Genomic DNA, 19145 nt, shown 5'->3' with positions numbered 1-19145 from the left:
CCTAGTCCGAATTTCCGGCGGCGTTCGTGTCGGCCTGGTCCGCATTCGCAGCGGAATTTGAGTCGCCCTTGTCCGCCTTCGCGGGGGCGTTCTTGACCGCGTTCAATTCGGCGGAATTGTCAGCTTCGACCTCGTTGGCCCCTTCGGCGGCCGCAAGTCTGGAGCCCTCTGCTTCCACCGCTTCAAGCGCGCTGGCATCATTTGCGGGCTTCGAATCGAACGAGAGGTTCTCAGCCAGGCTCCCGTTCTCGGCGACCTCGCCTTTGCCGCCGCAGGCGCTCAGCGCGACCGCAGCGCCGGCGATAAGAAACAAACGTCTCATGTATTCTCCATACCGCTCGCGACAGCCAAAAAAAGAGGCTGCCGGACGAACCGGCAGCCTCTTAAGTCGTCGGCACTCCAAACGGAGAGCCGTCGAATTACATCGCGTTGTTCGCGGCGCTGTTCGCGGCGTCGGCTGCGGTGTTCGCGGCGTCGGCAGCGGTATTGGCTGCGTCGGCTGCTGCATTCGCATCGGCAGTCGCGTTCATGTCCATATTCGCGTCCATACCCGTGTCGTTAACGACCAGGTTGTCGACAGCGAGGTTGTCAACGTTCATCGTGTTGTCTGCGGCTTCGTTGCTGCTGCAAGCCGAAACCGCCAGGGCCGCACCGGCGACCAGGATAAGAGCACGCATTCAAAACTCCCTAGATTATCCGATCTGAAAGTGAGCGGCGCCCACCTCACAAATCGCGCGCACAATAGTCTGAAGCGTCCGCCGCCATCAAGCTACTTTGCACGACTGTGACAAGTCTTTGATAAACAGCGGAAAAGCACGTCTCAGACTGTCATCAACGCGCGTCATCGGCATTTCTTTGCCGAGCGCCTGAAGGCTCGTCACGCCGAACTCGCTGATGCCGCAGGGGACGATCCCGCCAAAGTGCGAGAGGTCCGGCGACACGTTGATCGAGAAGCCGTGGAGGGTCACCCAGCGCTTGATGCGGATGCCCAGCGCGGCGATTTTCGCCTCTTCGCCGCCTTCGCCGACCCAGATGCCGATCCGGCCCTCCGCGCGATGGGCTGAGACGCCGAGATCGGCGAGGGAAGCAATAATCCAGCCTTCGAGGGAATGGACAAGGCGGCGGACGTCGCGACCACGCTTTTCGAGGTCGAGCATGACATAGCCGACGCGTTGGCCGGGTCCGTGATAGGTGTAGCGGCCGCCGCGACCTGCATCGTAGACGGGGAAGCCCGACGGATTGAATAGCTCGGCGGGGTCGGCGCTCGTGCCGGCGGTGAACAGAGGCGGATGTTCGAGCAGCCAGACGCATTCGGCGGCTTCCCCGGCGCGGATTGCCGCGGCGCGCTGCTCCATGAACCCGCGAGCCTCCTCATAGGGAATGATGCCCTCACTGACGCGCCATTCTACTTGGTCGATCGTCTCCACGGGCGGCAGATGGCCTCTGGCCGCCTTCACCGCAAGCGCGTTGCAAGCGGAGCGCATGCCCGCATAACCAGGCGGCAACAGGAATAGGGGTACGTGGTGGCAAGCAGCCTTTCGATCTCGCGGGCTTGGGACGAGACGCGAGAAATCTTTCGGCGTGACGGCGGACTTCTCGTTTCGGTCGCCCTTGCACTGATCGTCCTCCCAGAGGTCGTCGTCGGAATCGTCTCGCCCCGCAAGCGACAGTGGGCGCCGATGCGCCGGCTTCGATGCAACTGCTACGGTTGGCCGTCGCGCTCATTTCACTGATTGGTCAGCTTGCCCTCATCCGCCTTGCCCTCGGGCCTTCGACGACGGTCGGGGCGGCCATCGGACACGGCGCGCGGCGCTTTCCGTCGGCTTTGGGAGCGGTCGTTCTTCTGATCGTCGGCTTGGCTATCCTAGCGGTACCGCTGATCATCATCCTGTCTCTGGGGCTGGGAGTCGACCTCGAACATTTGAGCGGCCCGCCCAGTGGTCCGGCCGCGCTGATGTTCGGGATCATCGGGCTTGCGGCGCTTATTATTTCGGTGCGCTTCACCCTGGTCTCGCCGGTTGCGAGCGCCGAGAACATCGGTCCGCTGGCGATCATCAAGCGGAGCTGGCGCCTCACCTCCGGAAACTACTGGCGCCTTCTAGGTTTCATCCTGCTGCTGATCGTCGCGACCCTGATCCTGATGATGGCGGCCGGAGTGGTCGGCGGTTTGCTTGCCCGCATGTTCAGCCCCTCGATCGAGCCGATGTCGATCGGGGCACTGATCCTCGCTTCCTTCGCGGGGGCGGCGCAGGGGGCCTTTTCAATCCTCGCCTCGGTGATGCTCGCCCGGGTCTATGCCCAGGCGGCCGGGCAGAGCGAGAATATCGAGGAAGCGCTGCGCTAGCCGATCAGGGGGATCTGCGGCGCGCAGTCCCGCGGCAGGAAGCCGAGCAGGCGAGGGTCCGGGAAGCGCTCGACAGAGCGGCGGTACGGCACGAATCCGGCCCGCCGGTAGGCGCTGAGCGCTGCGGGGTGATCGAGCGTGCAGGTGTGGACGTGGACGCGGGACACACCTTCCCGCCACGCCCGGCTGATCGCCTCGGCCAGCAGCCAGCGGCCGTGGCCTTGCCCTGACAGTTCGGGGACCAGTCCGACGAAAGACAGCTCGCACTCTCCGGGCTCGCGGTAATCCAGTTCGAGCATGCCGACCTCGCTGCCGCTTTCGTCGACGACCGTGAAGAGCTCCACCGCAGAGTGCTGGATGATGGCCGCCAGCGCTGCGTCGTCCATGACCAGGCGTGAGAACCACAGCCAGCGGGCCCGACCTTGCGGAACAGCTCCCGGTAATCGTCAGGCCGGGGATATTCGCTTCGGCGGAGGGAGAGCGGGGAAGGGGGGACATCAGCGCGAGGTGATTCGCGCATCTCGAGGAAAGTGACGACGGCGGCGAGCTCGCCGTCAGCGACCTTCTCGTAGCTCATTTCCAGGCCGCCAGCGGCGGCAGGCTCATCAGGATGGCGTCGATGTTCCCGCCGGTCTTCAGCCCGAACAAGGTGCCGCGATCGTAGAGCAGGTTGAATTCGACGTAGCGGCCGCGGAATTCGAGGAGGCGCCGCATGTCTTCCTCGGTGAACGGCGTGTCCACGCGCTTTCGGACGATCTTCGGGAAGGCGTCCAGGAACGCTTCGCCGACATCCCGGGTGAAGGCGAAATTGGCGTCGAACGTCGGCCCCTCGCCAGGCTCGAAACATTCGAGATGGTCGTAGAAAATGCCGCCGACGCCGCGCGGGACGCCCCGATGTGGAATGAAGAAATAGTCCTCCGCCCACTTGGAAAAGCGCGGATAGAAGGTGGGATCGTGAGCCGCGCAGGCGGCGCGGAGCCTGGCGTGAAAGGCTTCCGTGTCTTCCACGTAAGGGATGGCGGGGTTGAGGTCGGCGCCTCCGCCGAACCAGCGTTTGGTCGTCGTCAGGAACCGCGTGTTCATGTGGACTGCGGGGACGTGCGGATTGGCCATGTGCGCGACGAGACTGATTCCGGTCGCGAAGAATCGCGGATCCTCCGATGCTCCGTGGATGCTCGCGGCGAATTCGGGCGAGAAGCTGCCGCCAACGGTCGAAACGTTTACGCCGACCTTCTCGAAGATCTTTCCGTTCATCTGGCCGCGGACTCCGCCGCCACCCGGACCTTCGCCGGGGTCGGTGCGCTCCCACGGAGTGAACTGGAAGGAAGCCTCGCTGCCGTGCTCGCGCTCGATCTCCTCGAAGGCGGCGCAGATGCGATTGCGCAGCGATTCGAACCAGTCGCGCGCCGCCTGCTGCTGTTCGTCGAGTTCGAGCATGGACCGCTCACATAGCGTCGTGCGCGCGAATGCCAATTGTGCCCTTGGCAGCCCCGAAACGCCTCGCTATCAGGCCCGCCACTCGCCCTTGAGGTCCTCTCTCGGGCGAATTCGTTATGTGCCTGTCGGGCACGTGCAGCACATCGCGTCAATCTTGGGCGTTACAAGGGGAAGCATGGCCACGCTGGAACAATCCGCTCAGGGTTCGGACCCGGCTGAAACGGAAGGCGGCGCACGCCGCAGGGATTTCCTGAACGTCGCAGCCGTGAGCTTCGCCGGGATGGGCGTCGTGGCGGTCGCGCTCCCGCTGATTACTCAGATGAATCCGCCGGCCGACGTGCTCGCACTGGCGTCGACCGAGGTCGACATCTCGAAGATCGCTCCGGGACAGGCCATCAAGACCGTTTGGCGCAAGCAGCCGGTGTTCATCCGCAACCTGACTCCGGCCGAGATCCAGGCCGCCAATGCGGTTCCGCTGTCCGAGCTTCGCGATCCGCAGTCGCTCGCCGAGCGGACCAAGCCCGGCAAGACCAACTGGCTGATCACGCTCGGCGTCTGCACGCACCTTGGCTGCGTGCCGCTTGGCACCGGTGAGGGCGAGAATCGCGGACCGTTCGGCGGTTATTTCTGCCCGTGCCACGGTTCGGCCTACGACACGGCCGCACGTATCCGTCAGGGGCCCGCGCCGAAGAACCTGATGGTTCCCAACTATGAATTCGTATCCGACACGACCGTTCGCATCGGCTGAGGGGAAAGAGCCGTAAAATGAGCTTTGCCTGGGCAAAACAGTACGAACCGAAGGCGCCGCTGATGCGCTGGCTGGACGAACGTCTTCCGCTTCCGCGCCTCGTCTACGGCGCGATAGGGGGCGGCTATCCGGTTCCGCGCAACCTCAACTACTGGTGGAACTTCGGCGTCCTCGCCGGCCTGTTCCTGACGATCCAGATCGTCACCGGCATCGTCCTGGCCATGTGGTATTACGCAAGCGCGGACGGAGCCTTCAATTCCGTCGAGCACATCATGCGCGACGTGAACGCCGGCTGGGCGCTCCGCTACATCCACATGAACGGCGCGAGCTTCTTCTTCATCGTCACCTACATCCACATCTTCCGCGGGCTCTACTACGGATCGTACAAGGCGCCGCGTGAGCTGGTGTGGATGCTCGGCCTCGTCATCTACCTGCTGATGATGGCGACGGCGTTCATGGGCTACGTCCTTCCCTGGGGCCAGATGAGCTACTGGGGTGCGCAGGTCATCACCGGCTTCTTCTCGGCATTCCCGCTGGTCGGCGAGCCCGTCCGCGTCTGGCTGCTGGGCGGCTATGCTCCTGACCAAGCAGCGCTGACCCGCTTCTTCTCGCTTCACTACCTGCTGCCGTTCGTGATCGCGGCGGTCGTGATCCTGCACATCTGGGCGCTTCACATCCCCGGATCGAGCAACCCGACCGGCGTCGACGTGAAGGAAGAAAAGGACACGCTTCCGTTTCACCCGTTCTACACGGCGAAGGACGGCTGGGCGGCCGCGGCATTCCTGACGGTGTTTGCTCTGTTCGTCTATTTCGCGCCGAACTATCTCGGGCACCCGGACAATTACATTCCTGCGAATCCGCTGGCGACGCCTGCGCACATCGTTCCCGAATGGTACTTCTGGCCGTTCTACGCGATCCTTCGCGCTTTCACCGTCGACTTCATCCTGCCGGCGAAGCTGTGGGGCGTGCTGGCGATGTTCAGCTCGATCCTGATCCTGTTCTTCCTGCCATGGCTCGACAAGTCGCCGGTTCGCTCGGGATCGTACCGTCCGGTGTTCAAGCGCTTTTTCCTGCTGCTGGTGCTGGACGTCCTGATCCTTGGCTTCTGCGGCGGCGCTCCTGCCACACCGCTGTATGTGGCGATCAGCCAGTTGGCCGCAGCTTATTATTTCGCGCACTTCCTCATCATCCTGCCGCTGGTGTCGGCGTTCGAGCGGACGCTTCCGCTGCCGGACTCGATCAGCTCGTCGGCGCTGCACGGTGAGAAGAGGGAAGCAGCGCCCGCGGGCATTATGCCTCGGCGCGGCGCCACGGCGATCGCCGAGTAGGGGGACAGAAGCGAATGCGTTACATCCTGGGCCTGGTCGGCGCCGTATTCTCGGTGGTCTTGCTGATCTCGTTCTTCAGCAACGTGTCGACGTACCTCACCAGCCCGCCCCGGCGACGGCTGAGGAGGAGTTCCACCTGCATCCGAAGCACCTGCAGCTCGCGAGCGACGGGCCGTTCGGCAAGTTCGACCGCAAGCAGGTCCAGCGCGGCTTCCAGATCTACAAGGAAGTCTGCTCGGCTTGTCACAGCCTGAACCTGGTCGCGTTCCACGACCTGGAAGCGCTCGGCTACAACGAGGCCGAGGTGAAGGCGATCGCCAACCAGTGGCAGACCGAAGTTCCGACGGTGAATCCGGAGACGGGTGAAGCGTCGACGCGCAAGGCGCTGCCGTCCGACCGCTTCCCGAGCCCCTATGCGAACGAGACTGCGGCTCGCGCGGCGAATAACAACGCCCTTCCGCCCGATCTTTCGCTGATCACCAAGGCTCGTGAGGGTGGCGCTGCGTACGTCTACTCGCTGCTGACCGGCTATCGCCAGCAGCCGGCGGAGCTCATCCAGAAGTTCCCGGCCTCGAAGACGCCGCAGGGCCTGCACTACAACCCGTACTTCGCGAACCTGAACCTCGCCATGCCGCAGCCGCTTACGAGCGACGGGCAGGTCACCTATGCTCCGGGCAATCCGAAGCCGACGGTCGACCAGATGGCGAAGGACGTCGCGGCGTTCCTCGTGTGGACGGCCGAGCCAAAGCTCGAGAAGCGCCACGCGACGGGTCTTGCTGTCGTAGTGTTTCTGCTGTTCGCGACTGTCTTCGGTTACCTCGCGTACCGGAATATCTGGTATGGCGAAAAGGCGGTCGTCCGCGCGACGGGCCCGCTCGATCCGAAGAACCAGGCTAAGGCACGGAGCGCCAAGCGTAAGGCCGGCGTCACGGGCTAAGCATTGGGGCCGCGTCCGCGCGGCCCCTTTTGCTGCATTTGGCGGCCTGTGATTTCCCACCGTGTTTCAGCGACTTAGTTCAGTCGCCATTCACCTCATAAAGCAGAATGCGCTGGTAACTCCTTTGCTTGGAGATGTATCATGAGCGTATTCAATCTTAAGACTGCCGCATTGGCGATTGCTGCGGGTGTTGGCCTCAGCGGCTGCGCCTATGGCCCGTACGGCGGGCTCGGCGTTGGCGTCGGTTACGGCGACGGCTACGGTTACGGCGACCCCTATTACGGGAACGGCTACTACGGTGGCGGCTACCCGTACGGTTATGCGGGCTACGGGTCGCCCTACGGCTATGGCTACGGCTCGCCGTACTACGGCTGGTACGACGGCTACTATTATCCGGGCACCGGCTATTACGTGTACGATCAGTACCGTAACCGCACACGGTGGTCAGACGCCCAGCGCCGCTATTGGGAGCGTCGTCGCGGCACTGCTAGCTCGACGGGCGGCGTTGCTCCGGTGATCGAGAACTGGGCAGATTTCCAGAATCGGACGCCGACGACCAACCAGACCGTTCGTCAGGTCAACAATCAGACGTTCCGCGATCGGCCCGACGTGCGCCGCCAGGTGCAGATCGAGCAGCAGCAGGTTCGCAGCGAACGCCAGCAGATGCGGATCGAGCGCCAGCAACAGCGGCAGACCGTCCAGACCGAGCTTCAGCAGCAGCGACGCAACAATCGCGGCGGCCGCAACCACAAGGTCGACAACGACTAAGACAATCGCCGAGGCGGCTGCGTGCCGCTCCGGCGTTTACTTCAGGCTTGGTCTGGCCGGCGCAGGATCAGCACGATCGACGCGAATCGCATAACCGGGACGTCGTCCTGGTTGGTGACCGTCGTCTCCGTTCGGAACGACCCTAGATGCGGCTTCGACTGCGAAGGCCGTGTTTCAATGATCTTTCCGCGGACGTGAAGCGTGTCGCCCGGATAGACGGGCTTCAGCCACCGGAGCTCGTCGACGCCCGGCGAGCCGAGGCCGGCCTGCTCTTCCTCGACGACGTGGCGGGCGATCACCGCCATTGTCATCGCACAAGTGTGCCAACCGCTTGCCGCGAGGCGCCCGAAGTGCGTCCTGGCCGCTGCCTCGTCGGAAAGGTGGAAAGGCTGCGGATCGTATTTCCGCGCGAACTCCAGGACTTCCTCGCGAGTGACTGCATACGAGCCGAAGTAGGTCTCGGCCCCGATTTCCAGATCCTCGAAATAACGCATCGGCAGCGCATAGCTGGCAGTACCGCTTGGCGCGAGGCCAAAGGGCAGGCTACGAAACAGGCGTGGGGACCGAGGCAACAAGGGCAGGGCATTGGCATCCGCGGCTCATCGAGGCCGCGGCCGCGCTCAACGAGAATCGCCTCGACGTAGCCGAGCGCTTGCTGAAGCCGCACCTGCAGGACGATCCGTTCGACGTTCGCGCGATCCGCATGCTCGCCGAACTGGCGGCGCGCATCGGACGGCTCAAGGATTCCGAAACACTGTTGCGGCGCGCACTGGAGATCGACCCGAATTTTACCGCCGCGCGAGCGAACCTCGCGATGGTCCTGGGGCGGCTCGGGCGACCGTCGGAAGCGCTCGGGCTGCTCGACGAAATATTCGAGGCGGAACCCGACCGCGTCGGACACCTGAACCTCAAGGCGGCCACGCTCGGTCGGCTCGGTGATTTCGAGCAGGCTTTGGAACTCTATCGGCAAGTGCTGGACCGCGCGCCGAACCAGCCTCGAGTGCTGATGAGCTATGGCCACATGCTCAAAACTGTCGGGCGCCTGGACGAGGCGATAGCGGCCTATCGCCGGGCGATCGAGCTAAACCCGGCCCTTGGAGAAGTCTGGTGGAGCCTGGCCAATCTCAAGACCGTCCGTTTCTCCGAGGGGGACATTGCGGCGATGGAGCAAGCGCTCGGGCGCTCAGACCTCAGGGACGACGACCGGTTCCATGTCGAGTTCGCGCTGGCCAAGGCGCACCACGACCTTGGCCGGAGCGATACCGCCTTCGCACATCTCGAAGCGGGGAATAGGCTTCGGCGCAAATACCACCCGTTCAACGCCGGCCATTTGAGCCAGCTCGTCGATCGAAGCATCGAGCTTTTCACTGCCGAAGTCCTGAAGAGCCCTGGCGGAAGCCCGGCCCCAGACCCGATCTTCATCGTTGGCATGCCTCGCGCCGGATCGACCCTGGTCGAGCAGATCCTGTCCTCGCACAGCCTCGTCGAGGGAACGTCCGAACTGCCGGACATGCCGGCGATCGCTCGCGGGAGAGGGAATTATCCGACATCCGCGGTCGGGCTCAGTGTCGAAGAGCGGAAGGAAGCCGGAGAAGAGTATCTGAAGCGAAGCGCTGTGCAGCGCCGGACTGATCGGCCGTTCTTTGTCGACAAGCTGCCGAACAACTGGACGTTCGTGCCGTTCATCCAGCTCGTGCTTCCCAATGCGAAGATCATCGATGCGCGGCGGCATCCGCTCGGCTGCTGCTTCTCGAATTACCGCCAGCATTTCGCGCGGGGCAGGACTTCACCTACGACCTCGAAGATCTCGGCCGCTATTACTCCGACTATGTCCGGCTGATGGCCCATGTCGACAATGTCCTTCCGGGACGTGTCCACCGGGTGATCTACGAGCGGATGGTCGACGATACCGAGCGTGAGATTCGGGCGCTGCTCGATTATTGCGGACTCGAGTTCGAGCCGGCGTGCCTGTCGTTCTACGAAACCGACCGGGCGGTGAGGACTCCGAGCTCCGAGCAGGTCCGCCGGCCAATCTACCGCGACGCGACCGAGGAGTGGATTTCATACGAACCGCACCTCGGGCCGCTGAAGGAGGCATTGGGGCCGGTTCTCAATGCTTATCCGGACGCCCCGGTCACATTCTGAAGCGGCGAGGTCACAGTTCGCCGAGTATGTGTCGGCTACGCAACGTTTGGCCGTTGACAAGCCGTCGTGGCTCTGCCGCTATGCGGACACATTGGTCGATTGGGGGCAATCATGACCGCTCGCACACTGCGCGCTTTTACGTTTGGACTTCTCGCAACGACGGCGATCGCTACGCCAGCCTTTGCACAAACTACCACCGACACAACCCAACCTACAGCGCCTGAAGCGGCACCCGCGCCGACGGCGCCTGCTGCGACTCCGGCCTCTCAGCCATCGGACTCCGACGAGATCATCGTCACCGCGCAGAAGCGCGAGGAGAATCTCCAGGACGTCCCGATTAGCGTGCAGGCGATCGGCACTCGCCGCCTCGACCAGCTGAACATCTCGAACTTCGAGGACTACACGAAGCAGCTGCCGTCGGTCAGCTTCCAAACGGCGGCGCCGGGCTACACGGTCGTTTACATGCGCGGCGTCGCGACGGGCGGAGATGGCAACCACACTGGCTCGCTGCCTTCAGTTGGCTCCTATCTCGACGAGCAGCCGGTCACCACCATCGGCGGTACGCTCGACGTCCACATCTACGACATCGCCCGCATCGAGAGCCTCGCCGGCCCGCAGGGCACCCTGTACGGTGCATCGAGCGAAGCCGGCACGATCCGCATCATCACCAACAAGCCCGAACTCGGGGTGACCGATGGCAGGGTTGATGCAGAGCTCAATACGGTCGCGAACGGCGGCGTGGGCGGAAGCCTCGAAGGGATGATCAACCTCCCCGTGTCGGACAACATCGCATTTCGCGGTGTCGCTTTCTGGCAGCGTGACGCAGGATACATCGATAACGTTCGCGGGACCCGCGATTATTGCGGCGACGTAGTCACCGACCCCGACACAGGCGACACCATCGGCTGCGTTCGAAACGGCTTCCACGCTGACAACGCGGCCTTCGTAAAGAAGAACTTCAACACCAACACCACCTATGGCGGGCGCGCTGCGCTGAAGATCGACCTCAACGAGAATTGGACCGTCACCCCGACGATCATGCACCAGAATTCGAAGACGCGCGGGGTCTGGTATTACGACGAGCGGCTAGGCGATCTGGAAACCCAGCGGTTCCGCAAAGAGCCGGGCCGGGACAAGTTCACCCAATATGCGCTGACCGTCGAAGGCAAGGTCGGTAATTTCGACATCACCTACGCCGGTGCTTACATGCATCGCCCGAACCACGGGACCAATGATTACACTGATTACGCGGACGCCTATGATGCCTATTACGAAAGCTACGGCGGCATCGCGAACTATCAGTATTATTTCGATAATAACGGCGATCCGATCGATCCGCGCCAGTACATCACGGGCGGCAACAACTTCAAAAAGATGAGCCAGGAGCTGCGCGTTTCGTCGCCGGCGGACAAGCCGTTCCGGGTGATCGCAGGCGCATTCTACCAGCGCCAATCGAACGACATCCTCCAAGAATATCACGTCGATAATTTGGCTGATAGCCTGTCGGTCAATGGACGTCCCGGCCTGATCTGGCTGACCAAGCAGAAGCGTATCGATCGCGACTATGCGATCTTCGGCGAAGCCAGCTTCGACGTAACGCCGCAAATCACGCTCACCGGCGGTGGCCGCTGGTACAAGTTCGACAACACCGTGTTCGGTTTTGCCGGGTTTGGACGCGACCCGCTGTTTATTCAGGACGCTAACGGCGATCCTATAGACCCGTCGATCGTGCCGAATGCGGTGTACAGCACCAAGACCGGCGTGGCTCAATGCTACACAACCAGCGGCGACACGCTTCGGGAATCGCAGATCAACGGTACCGACACGACGCTCATCCTCGACGGCGTTCTCTCGGGCACTCCGTGCATCAACGTCGCGACGTTCGCAAACGGGAAACTGAAGCCGAAGCAGAGCAAGGATTCAGGTTGGACCTATCGATTCAACGGCAATTGGAAGCCGCGCGAGGGCCTGTTGTTCTATGCAACCTGGTCGAAGGGCTTCCGGCCTGGCGGCATCAACCGGCAGCCGGGCCTCGCGCCTTACGATCCGGACTTCCTGATCAACTACGAGCTGGGCTGGAAGACTACACTCGGACCACTGCGTTGGAACGGCGCCATCTATCACCAGGAGTGGAAGAAGTTTCAGTTCAGTTTCCTTGGTGAGAACAGCCTGACCGTCGTTCAGAACGGCCGCGATGCCAGGATCAACGGTATTGAGACCGACATCAATTACGTGCACGGCGGGCTCACGCTGAACGCGGCGGCGGCATATACCGACGCCAAGACCAAGCAGAACATTTGCGCAATAGCCGCCGACACAGCGCCGAACTGTGACGGCGTGCCGGACGACGAAATCACGGCACCGAAGGGATCGCGTCTTCCGGTCACTCCGAAGTTCAAGGTGACTGGAACCGCGCGCTACACCTGGAACGTCGGACCGGGCAGGGCACATGGACAGGTGGCGATTGTCCACCAGGGCTCGGCTCGTTCGGCTCTCAGGATTGACGACAATCTCGTGACCGGGACGTTGCCTTCGTACACATTGGTCGACCTGTTCGCGGGCTTTGATTGGAGCAAGTACAGCGTCGAGTTGTTCGCCACGAACGTGTTCGACAAGCGCAACCAATTGTCGCGTTCTGTGTCGTGCAGCATCTGTACGAACGTCCACATCGTCCCGGGCCGGCCGCGTACTCTCGGTATCAGGGTCGGCACGAAGTTCTAAGGCGGGGAGCAGGAAGGCGCCTGACAGCGTTGGGCGCCTGACGTGACTGAAATCCGATTAAACAAGCCGGTCCTGGGACTGGTCGGCGGCCTCGTGCTGGTCTGGCTGAGCATGCTGTTGTTCGGCACCGGTAATATGGACCGCGACGTTCTCAACGAAGTCTATGGCGGACATCGTCCGGCGCTGGCCGATTCTGCGCGGCTCATCACCATGTTGGGCGACGGCCGCATTGTGGCGTTGCTCACGGTGATCGGGGGATTCGTCCTGGTCGTTCGGAAGCAGCATTGGCCGGCGGTCATCCTGGTCGTCGGTCCATTGCTGGGGAAGGCAATTACGGAAGTTCAGAAGTATGAATTCAACCGGATGCGCCCGGCGGAAGATCCGCACTTGGTCGTCGTTCACAGCCTGAGCTTTCCTAGCGGTCATTCCGCCAATGCGATGATGACCTACGTCGCACTCGCGCTCTTTCTGGCCCGCAGGAGCGGCGGCAGATATGGCTCGGTATTGCCGTCCTGGCTGCCCTCCTCGTGGGGCTTAGTCGGGTCGTTCTTGGCGTACACTGGCCGAGCGACGTGATTGGGGGCTGGTCCTACGGGCTGGTGTGGGCGCTGCTTCTTTACGCTATAAGCCTGAGGTTCAACCCAGGGAGGACGGCATGACTGCTCGACGCCCCTTTACGATGTTCGCTGCGGCGATCTTCCTGCTGATCGCGCTGGCGCACCTCTACCGACTTGTCGTCGGCTTCGATGTCTCGGTCGCAGGCACGCACATCTCGCAGTCGCTCCGCTGGATCGCCTTGGTGTTCACCGGATTGCTTGCGGCGATGCTGTTCCGCGAAGCTAGACGTTGAAGCGGAAGAGCAGGATGTCGCCATCCTGCACGACATACTCCTTGCCTTCCGCGCGCATTCTGCCCGCTTCCTTCGCGCCCGTCTCTCCGCCGAACTTGATGAAATCGTCGTAGGCGATGGTCTCGGCGCGAATGAAGCCGCGCTCGAAGTCCGAGTGGATGACGCCTGCCGCTTCCGGAGCCTTGGCGCCACGGCGCACCGTCCAAGCGCGCGACTCCTTCGGGCCGGCGGTGAAGAAGGTAATCAGGCCGAGAAGCTCGTAACCTGCCTGGATCATGCGGTTGAGACCGGTTTCGTGCAGGCCGAGGTCCGACAGGAAGGCGTCGCGCTCCTCGGCTGGAAGAGTAGCGATCTCTGCCTCGATCGCGGCGGAGATGACGGCCGCCCTTGCGCCCTCCGCGGCTGCTTTCTCGAACACGCGTTCGGATAGGGCGTTGCCGGCTGCTGCTTCGCCTTCGTCGACATTGCAGACGTATAGAATGGGCTTCGCAGTCAGAAGCTGAGCGCGGGCGAGGGCCCTTTCTTCTTCGGCGTCCTTCGGCTTTGTCAGGCGGGCGGGCTTGGATTCCCGCAAAAGATCGAGCGCCTGGCCGAGCACGGAAGCCTCGATCTTCGCTTCCTTGTCGCCCTGCTGCGCCTTCTTGACGAGGTTCGGCACGCGGCGCTCGAGGCTGTCGAGGTCCGCGAGCATCAGTTCCGTCTCGACCGTTTCGGCATCGGCGATGGGATCGACGCGTCCCTCGACGTGGGTCACGTCGCCGCCCTCGAAGCAGCGCAGGACGTGAATGATCGCGTCAACCTCGCGGATGTTTGCGAGGAACTGGTTGCCGAGGCCTTCGCCCTGCGATGCGCCGCGGACGAGTCCGGCGATGTCGACGAACTCGATTTGGGTCTCGATTTCCTGGGCCGACTTGGCAATGTCGCGGACGCGGTCCAGCCGCTCATCCGGAACAGCGACGCGGCCGACGTTCGGCTCGATCGTGCAGAATGGATAGTTGGCCGCCTGCGCGGCCGCAGTCTCGGTCAGCGCATTGAAGAGCGTGGATTTGCCGACATTCGGCAGGCCGACGATGCCGCAGCGAAAGCCCATGAGTACTCCGAGATCTTGTCATCGTGGCGCGGCAATCCACCGCTGGATCGCGTCACTGCGTTTCGAATGACGGGGTTTGGCGGGCATTTAGGCAAGGCGGAGGAATTCCTCAACAGCGGTTTGCAACAGCGCTAGCGGCTCCCTAGCTGAACTTCATGGCCGACCTCTCCGCATTCCCGATTTCGCGCCGCTGGCCGGCCGAGAATCCCGACATCCTCCAGCTTTATTCCATCAACTCGCCCAACGGCGTGAAGGCTTCGATAATGCTGGAAGAAACGGGGCTTCCGTACGAGCCTCACCTGGTCGTGATCGGCGACAATGAGAGCTGGACCCCGGAATTCCTGTCGCTGAACCCGAACGGGAAGATCCCGGCGATTATCGATCCGAACGGGCCCGACAGGAAGCCGCTCGCGCTGTTCGAATCCGGAGCGATATTGACCTACCTCGCCGACAAGACGGGTATGCTTCTGCCGGAGGGAGCCCGCCGCTACGAGACGCTTCAGTGGGTGTTCTGGCAGGTCGGCCACATCGGTCCGTTCTTTGGCCAGGTCGGTTTCTTTCACAAGTTCGCCGGACGGCACTGGGAGGACAAACGCCCGCTTCAGAGGTACGCCGACGAGTCAAAGCGGCTGCTGAACGTTCTCGACAACCGGCTCGCGGGCCGGGAATGGGTGATGGACGATTATACCATCGCCGACATCTCGCTGCTCGGATGGGTCCGCAATCTGATCACCTTCTATGATGCAGCCGAACTGGTGGACTACGCGCCGATGAAGAACGTTCAGGCGTGGCTCGAGCGCGGTCTCGACCGTCCTGCCGTCCAGCGCGGCCTGAAGATCCCGTCAAAGGACTGACGGTCGGCGTTACGCCGGGCGTACGTATAATCCTCTATCCACGCGCGCCTGGCGCTCTTCTAATCCGCCCTCGCCGAGCAGATGCCGGGATGATCCCTCGCATCTGCTTCTGTTTGTAGAGACGGGAGAATGAAGAGTGTCGGCCCCAATCGTTGATCTGTCAGTCCACCATCAGCCCACCGGCGTTTCGGACCGAATTGCCTATGGCTTCACCAAGATGCTGCGCTTCTGCGCCGATACCTTTTTCGCCAAGCGCTACGGCCATCGCGCGATTGTCCTGGAAACAGTCGCGGCGGTCCCCGGAATGGTCGGCGCGACCATCAACCACCTCAAGTGCCTCCGCCGCATGTGCGACGACAAGGGTTGGATCCGCACCCTGATGGACGAAGCCGAGAATGAGCGGATGCACCTGATGACCTTCATCGAGGTTGCGAAGCCGACCATGTTCGAGCGCCTCGTCATCATGGGCGTCCAGTGGGTGTTCTACCTGGCCTTCTTCGCGCTCTACCTGGTCTCTTCGAAGACTGCGCACCGGATCGTCGGCTATTTCGAGGAGGAGGCGGTGCTGAGCTACACTCTCTACCTCAAGGAGATCGATGAGGGGCGCAGCAAGAACGTGCCCGCGCCCGAGATCGCCAAGCGCTACTGGAACCTGCCGGAAGGCTCGACTCTGCGGGACGTGGTTCTGGTCGTCCGGGCGGACGAGGCGCACCATCGCGATGTCAACCACGGCTTCGCCAACGAGCTTGACGGGCTGCCTGTCGACAAGGCCAGGATTGCGCCGTCGCCGTACCACGACACCGGGATCAAGCTGGCCGCCTGATCAGGCGAAATTGAAGGAAATGCTGAGCCGGTCGCCCTTCGCGGCGGCAGGCAGCACTTCATGCCGAAGCCAGCTTTCCCACAGGAGCAGGAGCCCGGGGTAGGGCTCCACCGCGACGAAAGGCTGAAGCTTTTCCGGCGAGTTTGCCTGGCGGGTCGGGGCGGCCATCATCATCGGCAGCCGCGGATCCTCGAAGCGGATCGCGCCGGAGCCTTTCGGCACCTCCACGTAGAGCGTTCCCGAGATGATGCTGTGCGGATGGATGTGTGCGCTGTGATGACCCGAGCCGCGTAGAAGGTTCGCCCAGAGGCTGTCGAGGCGCGGCTTGCGTGGAAGATCGAACGCGCAGTCGTCGGCGAAAGCCGCGGCGTGCTTCGTTAGGATCTTGGCCAGGTCGCCGATGACTGGGTCGCGCTTCGGAAGGTCATTGAGCGACGCGTAGCTGGTGTAGCCGACATAGCGATGCTCCTTCGACCAGCGCTGTCCGGCCTCATCGTCTTCGGCGAGGCTGCGGATTGAATGGGCTAGCTCCGCCAGCAATGCGTCGTCGGCAATCTGAGCTTCGTAAAGTGGGGTCACGAAGAGATTACGGACGGTCATGTCTCGTCCTGCATCCGGCGGGCGACTTCGCTCATGAAGCGCACTTCGTCACCGTCCGCCAGCCAGTTTGCTTCGGCTGCGATCGCGGCCAGCATGTCGGAGAGATCCTCCATCTCCGCTTTGTGATAGTTGCCAAGCACGTGCGGCGTGACCTTCTCCTTCTGGCCGGGGCCGGGGTGGCCGATGCCGATGCGGACGCGGCGGAAGTCTGGGCCTAGCGAGGCATTGATCGAACGGAGGCCGTTGTGGCCCGCCAGGCCGCCGCCGACGCGTACCTTCACCTTGAACGGTGCGAGGTCGAGTTCGTCGTGGAAGACGGTCAGCGCCTCCTCGTCGAGCTTGTAGAAGTGCAGCGCCTGCTGAACCGCGTCGCCGCTGTCGTTCATGAAGGTCTGCGGCTTTACCAGCAGCACCTTGTGGCGGCCGATCCGGCCTTCCGAGATCAGGCTTCGGAATTTCTTTGTCCAGGGGCCGAAGCCATGCACCTCGGCGATGATGTCGGCAGCCATCATCCCGACGTTGTGTCGGTGAAGCGCATATTTCGCGCCAGGATTTCCGAGGCCCACCCAGATCTGCATCGCGTCCACCTAGCGTGAGCGGCCCACAAAAAGAAACCGCCCACCCTTTCGGGTGAGCGGCTTCCGTATTCGCAAGTTGAGGAAGCTTAGGCTTCTTCGCCGCCCTCGGCAGCTCCGCCTTCGCCTTCGCCTTCTTCACCTTCCTCACCGACGGTCGGAACCTCGCCCTCAGCCGCGGCTTCTTCCTCTTCGGCCTTCATCGCCGACGGGGCGACAATGGTGGCGACGGTGAAGTCTTCGTCCTGATTGGCGACGGATACGCCGTCAGGCAGCTTCACTTGGCTGATGTGGATCGAATCGCCGATCTCCAGTCCGTCGAGCGGGATGTGGATCTCGTTCGGGATGTGCGCCGCGTCGCAGACCAGCTCGAGCTCGTGCTGGACAACGTTGAGAACGCCGCCGCGCTTCAGGCCCGGTGAGTCCTCTTCATTGTCGAAGCGGACCGGAACGTTCACGTTCACCTTGGTGTGCTCGCTGATGCGCAGGAAGTCGACGTGGATCGGACGGCTCGTGACGGGGTGGAAGTCCACCGCCTTCGGCAGCGTGCGGGTCGGCTTTCCGCCAACCTCGACCATCACGACCGAGTTCATGAAGTGGCCACTCGAAAGCATCTTGGAGAGGAGCTTCTCTTCGACGTGAATCGAAAGAGGGTCCTTCTTCTGGCCGTAAACCACGGCGGGTACCCGTCCATCACGACGCAGTTCACGGGAGGCTCCCTTGCCGTTCCGTTCGCGCGTCTCGGCGGGCAGCGTCAGCTGATCGCTCATGTTGCGTATTCCTTGATAGAGTTACTTCCCGCCACGCCTCCAGGGATGACCATGGCCAGGAAGGGCGCGCCTATAGGTTAGAGGCGCCTCTAAGGCAAGTTACGGTGGTGTCAGTTAATCCGGGCGGTTCGGATGCCGTATTGGCCCAGTTTATGCTGGACGCTGTCCTTGCCTGCGAGATGGCCTGCGCCGACCGCGACGAAGACCACGCCCGGCTGCTGTAGACGGCGCGCGATCCATTGCGCCCAGCGGCTGTTCCGGTCGTTGAAGAGCAGCTTGTACGTTTCCGGCGAGCGCGCCTCCATCTGCTCCAGCATCGGCGTGAAGCTCTCGATGTCGCCGCGGTTCCAGGCGGCCTGGAGCTGCTCGAGCATCGCCGCGACGGAAGCTTTTGTCCGGGCGGCCTCTTCGGGGTTCGAAGGCCCTTGGCGCCGGGCATCCTGGCGAACATCCCAAGCTGGAACTCGAAGCTCTCGAGCCCGCCGACCGGCATTCCGATTTCATCGGCGGCTTCGCGAAGGACGGCGTCTGCGCCCTGGTCGGTCGACATGCCCTGCGAGCGCCCAGCCGACATGACTGTCTTGCTGGTCGTCAGGAAGGACGCAGAGCCCGCGAAGGGACCCACCGGCTGAATGCCGAGACCCTGAGGGGCGTCCGTTGGACGGGCGGCTTCTTGAGGAGAAATGTCGGAACGAGCGTTTCAAGGACCAACTCGTCAGAGCCGCTGAAGGCCGTCCGGACCTCGTCGTTGAACCATTCGCTCTTGCCGTCGAGCGCGTGGAAGGTGCCGAAGAGATAGATGACCGTGTCTTCGTCGTTCACGACGTAAAGCGCGGGGCGGGCGTTCGGGACCGACGCCTGCACGGGTGGTCCGGCAGGTGCCGATGTCGAAATCGCGGCGGCAATCAGCGCAGCAATCATCCCAGGTCTCCACACCCAGACGGCGGGGGAGGTGGGACGCATCGGTTACCAGGACATCATTCAGCGTTCGCGGGCGCCTAAACGCCCCGTTTCGCCTCCTGCACGCAAATGCGCGTCCCAGTATCCGGTTCATCGTGGCCCCCAGCCCGATACCCGGCAATGATGGTCACTGAGTGATTAAGAAATGTCTAGCAAAAACAGCGGGAAGCGAAGAATTCGCGACGAGCTGAAGCG

Annotated in this window: 19 protein-coding genes and 6 pseudogenes; 12 read left to right on the top strand and 13 right to left on the bottom strand. The window is 62.7% G+C overall.

All coding sequences use genetic code 11. From position 1 onward, the window contains the following. Nucleotide 1 precedes the first annotated feature (1 nt). From H9L14_RS08100 to lipB, 3 genes are all read right to left on the bottom strand, one after another. Nucleotides 2-322: a membrane lipoprotein lipid attachment site-containing protein gene (locus H9L14_RS08100; protein WP_187707703.1), complete on the bottom strand. Its 321-nt coding sequence runs from the start codon at nucleotides 320-322 to the stop codon at nucleotides 2-4. Nucleotides 323-419: 97 nt separating this feature from the next. Beyond that, on the bottom strand, nucleotides 420-677 hold the full coding sequence (locus H9L14_RS08095; protein WP_187707702.1) for a hypothetical protein: 258 nt from the start codon (nucleotides 675-677) through the stop codon (nucleotides 420-422). An 87-nt stretch (nucleotides 678-764) separates the two neighbouring features. Continuing rightward, the gene (gene lipB / locus H9L14_RS08090) at nucleotides 765-1484 is read right to left on the bottom strand and encodes a lipoyl(octanoyl) transferase LipB (protein WP_187709917.1); all 720 of its coding nucleotides are present in this window, start codon (nucleotides 1482-1484) and stop codon (nucleotides 765-767) included. A 39-nt stretch (nucleotides 1485-1523) separates the two neighbouring features. On the opposite strand from lipB, the gene H9L14_RS08085 reads away from it, so the two are divergent. Both H9L14_RS08085 and H9L14_RS08080 read left to right on the top strand, forming a co-directional pair. Then, nucleotides 1524-1733, top strand: coding sequence for a hypothetical protein (locus H9L14_RS08085; protein WP_187707701.1), 210 nt, complete (start codon nucleotides 1524-1526; stop codon nucleotides 1731-1733). After that, nucleotides 1694-2344 (top strand): DUF7847 domain-containing protein, encoded by a 651-nt coding sequence (locus H9L14_RS08080; RefSeq protein WP_187707700.1) that lies wholly within the window; start codon nucleotides 1694-1696, stop codon nucleotides 2342-2344. The genes H9L14_RS08085 and H9L14_RS08080 overlap by 40 nt, the downstream gene beginning before the upstream one ends. Here the strand turns inward: H9L14_RS08080 and H9L14_RS08075 are convergent. Continuing rightward, nucleotides 2341-2921: pseudogene (locus H9L14_RS08075) on the bottom strand (GNAT family N-acetyltransferase). The gene H9L14_RS08080 and the pseudogene H9L14_RS08075 sit on opposite strands and share 4 nt — an antisense overlap. Continuing rightward, the gene (hemF, locus tag H9L14_RS08070) at nucleotides 2918-3781 is read right to left on the bottom strand and encodes an oxygen-dependent coproporphyrinogen oxidase (RefSeq protein ID WP_187707699.1); all 864 of its coding nucleotides are present in this window, start codon (nucleotides 3779-3781) and stop codon (nucleotides 2918-2920) included. Before hemF ends, H9L14_RS08075 begins: the two are co-directional and overlap by 4 nt. Before the next feature lie 175 nt (nucleotides 3782-3956). Between hemF and petA the strand changes: the two genes are divergently transcribed. From petA to H9L14_RS08050, 4 genes and pseudogenes are all read left to right on the top strand, one after another. Then, the gene (petA, locus tag H9L14_RS08065) at nucleotides 3957-4529 is read left to right on the top strand and encodes a ubiquinol-cytochrome c reductase iron-sulfur subunit (RefSeq protein WP_187707698.1); all 573 of its coding nucleotides are present in this window, start codon (nucleotides 3957-3959) and stop codon (nucleotides 4527-4529) included. 17 nt (nucleotides 4530-4546) lie between these two features. Beyond that, nucleotides 4547-5857 carry a cytochrome b gene (locus H9L14_RS08060; protein WP_187707697.1) on the top strand — a complete coding sequence of 437 codons (1311 nt, stop codon included), beginning with the start codon at nucleotides 4547-4549 and terminating at the stop codon, nucleotides 5855-5857. 14 nt (nucleotides 5858-5871) lie between these two features. After that, a pseudogene (locus tag H9L14_RS08055) lies at nucleotides 5872-6707 on the top strand (cytochrome c1); the annotation flags it as partial. Between the two features lie 228 nt (nucleotides 6708-6935). Beyond that, nucleotides 6936-7562, top strand: coding sequence for a hypothetical protein (locus H9L14_RS08050; RefSeq protein WP_187707696.1), 627 nt, complete (start codon nucleotides 6936-6938; stop codon nucleotides 7560-7562). A 41-nt stretch (nucleotides 7563-7603) separates the two neighbouring features. Here H9L14_RS08050 and H9L14_RS08045 read toward each other — a convergent pair whose 3' ends face one another. After that, on the bottom strand, nucleotides 7604-8056 hold the full coding sequence (locus H9L14_RS08045; RefSeq protein ID WP_187707695.1) for a MaoC family dehydratase: 453 nt from the start codon (nucleotides 8054-8056) through the stop codon (nucleotides 7604-7606). A gap of 62 nt (nucleotides 8057-8118) precedes the next feature. Here H9L14_RS08045 and H9L14_RS08040 point away from each other — a divergent pair. From H9L14_RS08040 to H9L14_RS08025, 4 genes and pseudogenes are all read left to right on the top strand, one after another. Continuing rightward, nucleotides 8119-9707, top strand: a pseudogene (locus H9L14_RS08040) (tetratricopeptide repeat-containing sulfotransferase family protein). Nucleotides 9708-9818: 111 nt separating this feature from the next. Beyond that, nucleotides 9819-12428, top strand: coding sequence for a TonB-dependent receptor (locus H9L14_RS08035; protein ID WP_187707694.1), 2610 nt, complete (start codon nucleotides 9819-9821; stop codon nucleotides 12426-12428). Nucleotides 12429-12539: 111 nt separating this feature from the next. Then, nucleotides 12540-13087: pseudogene (locus H9L14_RS17015) on the top strand (phosphatase PAP2 family protein). Next, nucleotides 13084-13278, top strand: coding sequence for a hypothetical protein (locus H9L14_RS08025; protein WP_187707693.1), 195 nt, complete (start codon nucleotides 13084-13086; stop codon nucleotides 13276-13278). The pseudogene H9L14_RS17015 and the gene H9L14_RS08025 overlap by 4 nt, the downstream one beginning before the upstream one ends. On the opposite strand, the gene ychF is transcribed toward H9L14_RS08025, so the two are convergent. Beyond that, the gene (gene ychF / locus H9L14_RS08020) at nucleotides 13268-14368 is read right to left on the bottom strand and encodes a redox-regulated ATPase YchF (RefSeq protein ID WP_187707692.1); all 1101 of its coding nucleotides are present in this window, start codon (nucleotides 14366-14368) and stop codon (nucleotides 13268-13270) included. The two genes, H9L14_RS08025 and ychF, sit on opposite strands and share 11 nt — an antisense overlap. Before the next feature lie 155 nt (nucleotides 14369-14523). Here ychF and H9L14_RS08015 point away from each other — a divergent pair, with 155 nt between their 5' ends. After that, nucleotides 14524-15222 carry a glutathione S-transferase N-terminal domain-containing protein gene (locus tag H9L14_RS08015; RefSeq protein WP_187707691.1) on the top strand — a complete coding sequence of 233 codons (699 nt, stop codon included), beginning with the start codon at nucleotides 14524-14526 and terminating at the stop codon, nucleotides 15220-15222. Between the two features lie 136 nt (nucleotides 15223-15358). Beyond that, nucleotides 15359-16045, top strand: a complete 687-nt coding sequence (locus H9L14_RS08010; protein ID WP_187707690.1) for an alternative oxidase — start codon at nucleotides 15359-15361, stop codon at nucleotides 16043-16045. On the opposite strand, the gene H9L14_RS08005 is transcribed toward H9L14_RS08010, so the two are convergent. The 6 genes and pseudogenes from H9L14_RS08005 to H9L14_RS07985 form a co-directional block, all read right to left on the bottom strand. Beyond that, nucleotides 16046-16645 carry a TIGR02466 family protein gene (locus H9L14_RS08005; RefSeq protein WP_187707689.1) on the bottom strand — a complete coding sequence of 200 codons (600 nt, stop codon included), beginning with the start codon at nucleotides 16643-16645 and terminating at the stop codon, nucleotides 16046-16048. Then, complete coding sequence (pth, locus tag H9L14_RS08000; protein ID WP_187707688.1) at nucleotides 16642-17223, bottom strand: aminoacyl-tRNA hydrolase; 582 nt, start codon at nucleotides 17221-17223, stop codon at nucleotides 16642-16644. Before pth ends, H9L14_RS08005 begins: the two co-directional genes overlap by 4 nt. 86 nt (nucleotides 17224-17309) lie before the next feature. Beyond that, complete coding sequence (locus tag H9L14_RS07995; protein ID WP_187707687.1) at nucleotides 17310-17990, bottom strand: 50S ribosomal protein L25/general stress protein Ctc; 681 nt, start codon at nucleotides 17988-17990, stop codon at nucleotides 17310-17312. A gap of 110 nt (nucleotides 17991-18100) precedes the next feature. After that, nucleotides 18101-18370: pseudogene (locus tag H9L14_RS07990) on the bottom strand (TraB/GumN family protein); the annotation flags it as partial. 56 nt (nucleotides 18371-18426) lie between these two features. After that, nucleotides 18427-18615: pseudogene (locus H9L14_RS17410) on the bottom strand (TraB/GumN family protein); the annotation flags it as partial. Beyond that, on the bottom strand, nucleotides 18582-18911 hold the full coding sequence (locus H9L14_RS07985; RefSeq protein WP_187707685.1) for a TraB/GumN family protein: 330 nt from the start codon (nucleotides 18909-18911) through the stop codon (nucleotides 18582-18584). The gene H9L14_RS07985 and the pseudogene H9L14_RS17410, both read right to left, overlap by 34 nt. Nucleotides 18912-19145: the final 234 nt, after the last annotated feature.

This window comes from Sphingomonas sediminicola (genome assembly GCF_014489515.1).
Lineage (GTDB): Bacteria > Pseudomonadota > Alphaproteobacteria > Sphingomonadales > Sphingomonadaceae > Sphingomicrobium > Sphingomicrobium sediminicola.
The sequence above is the reverse complement of the archived record's forward strand: the minus strand, read 5'-3'. Positions and strand labels throughout refer to the sequence as shown.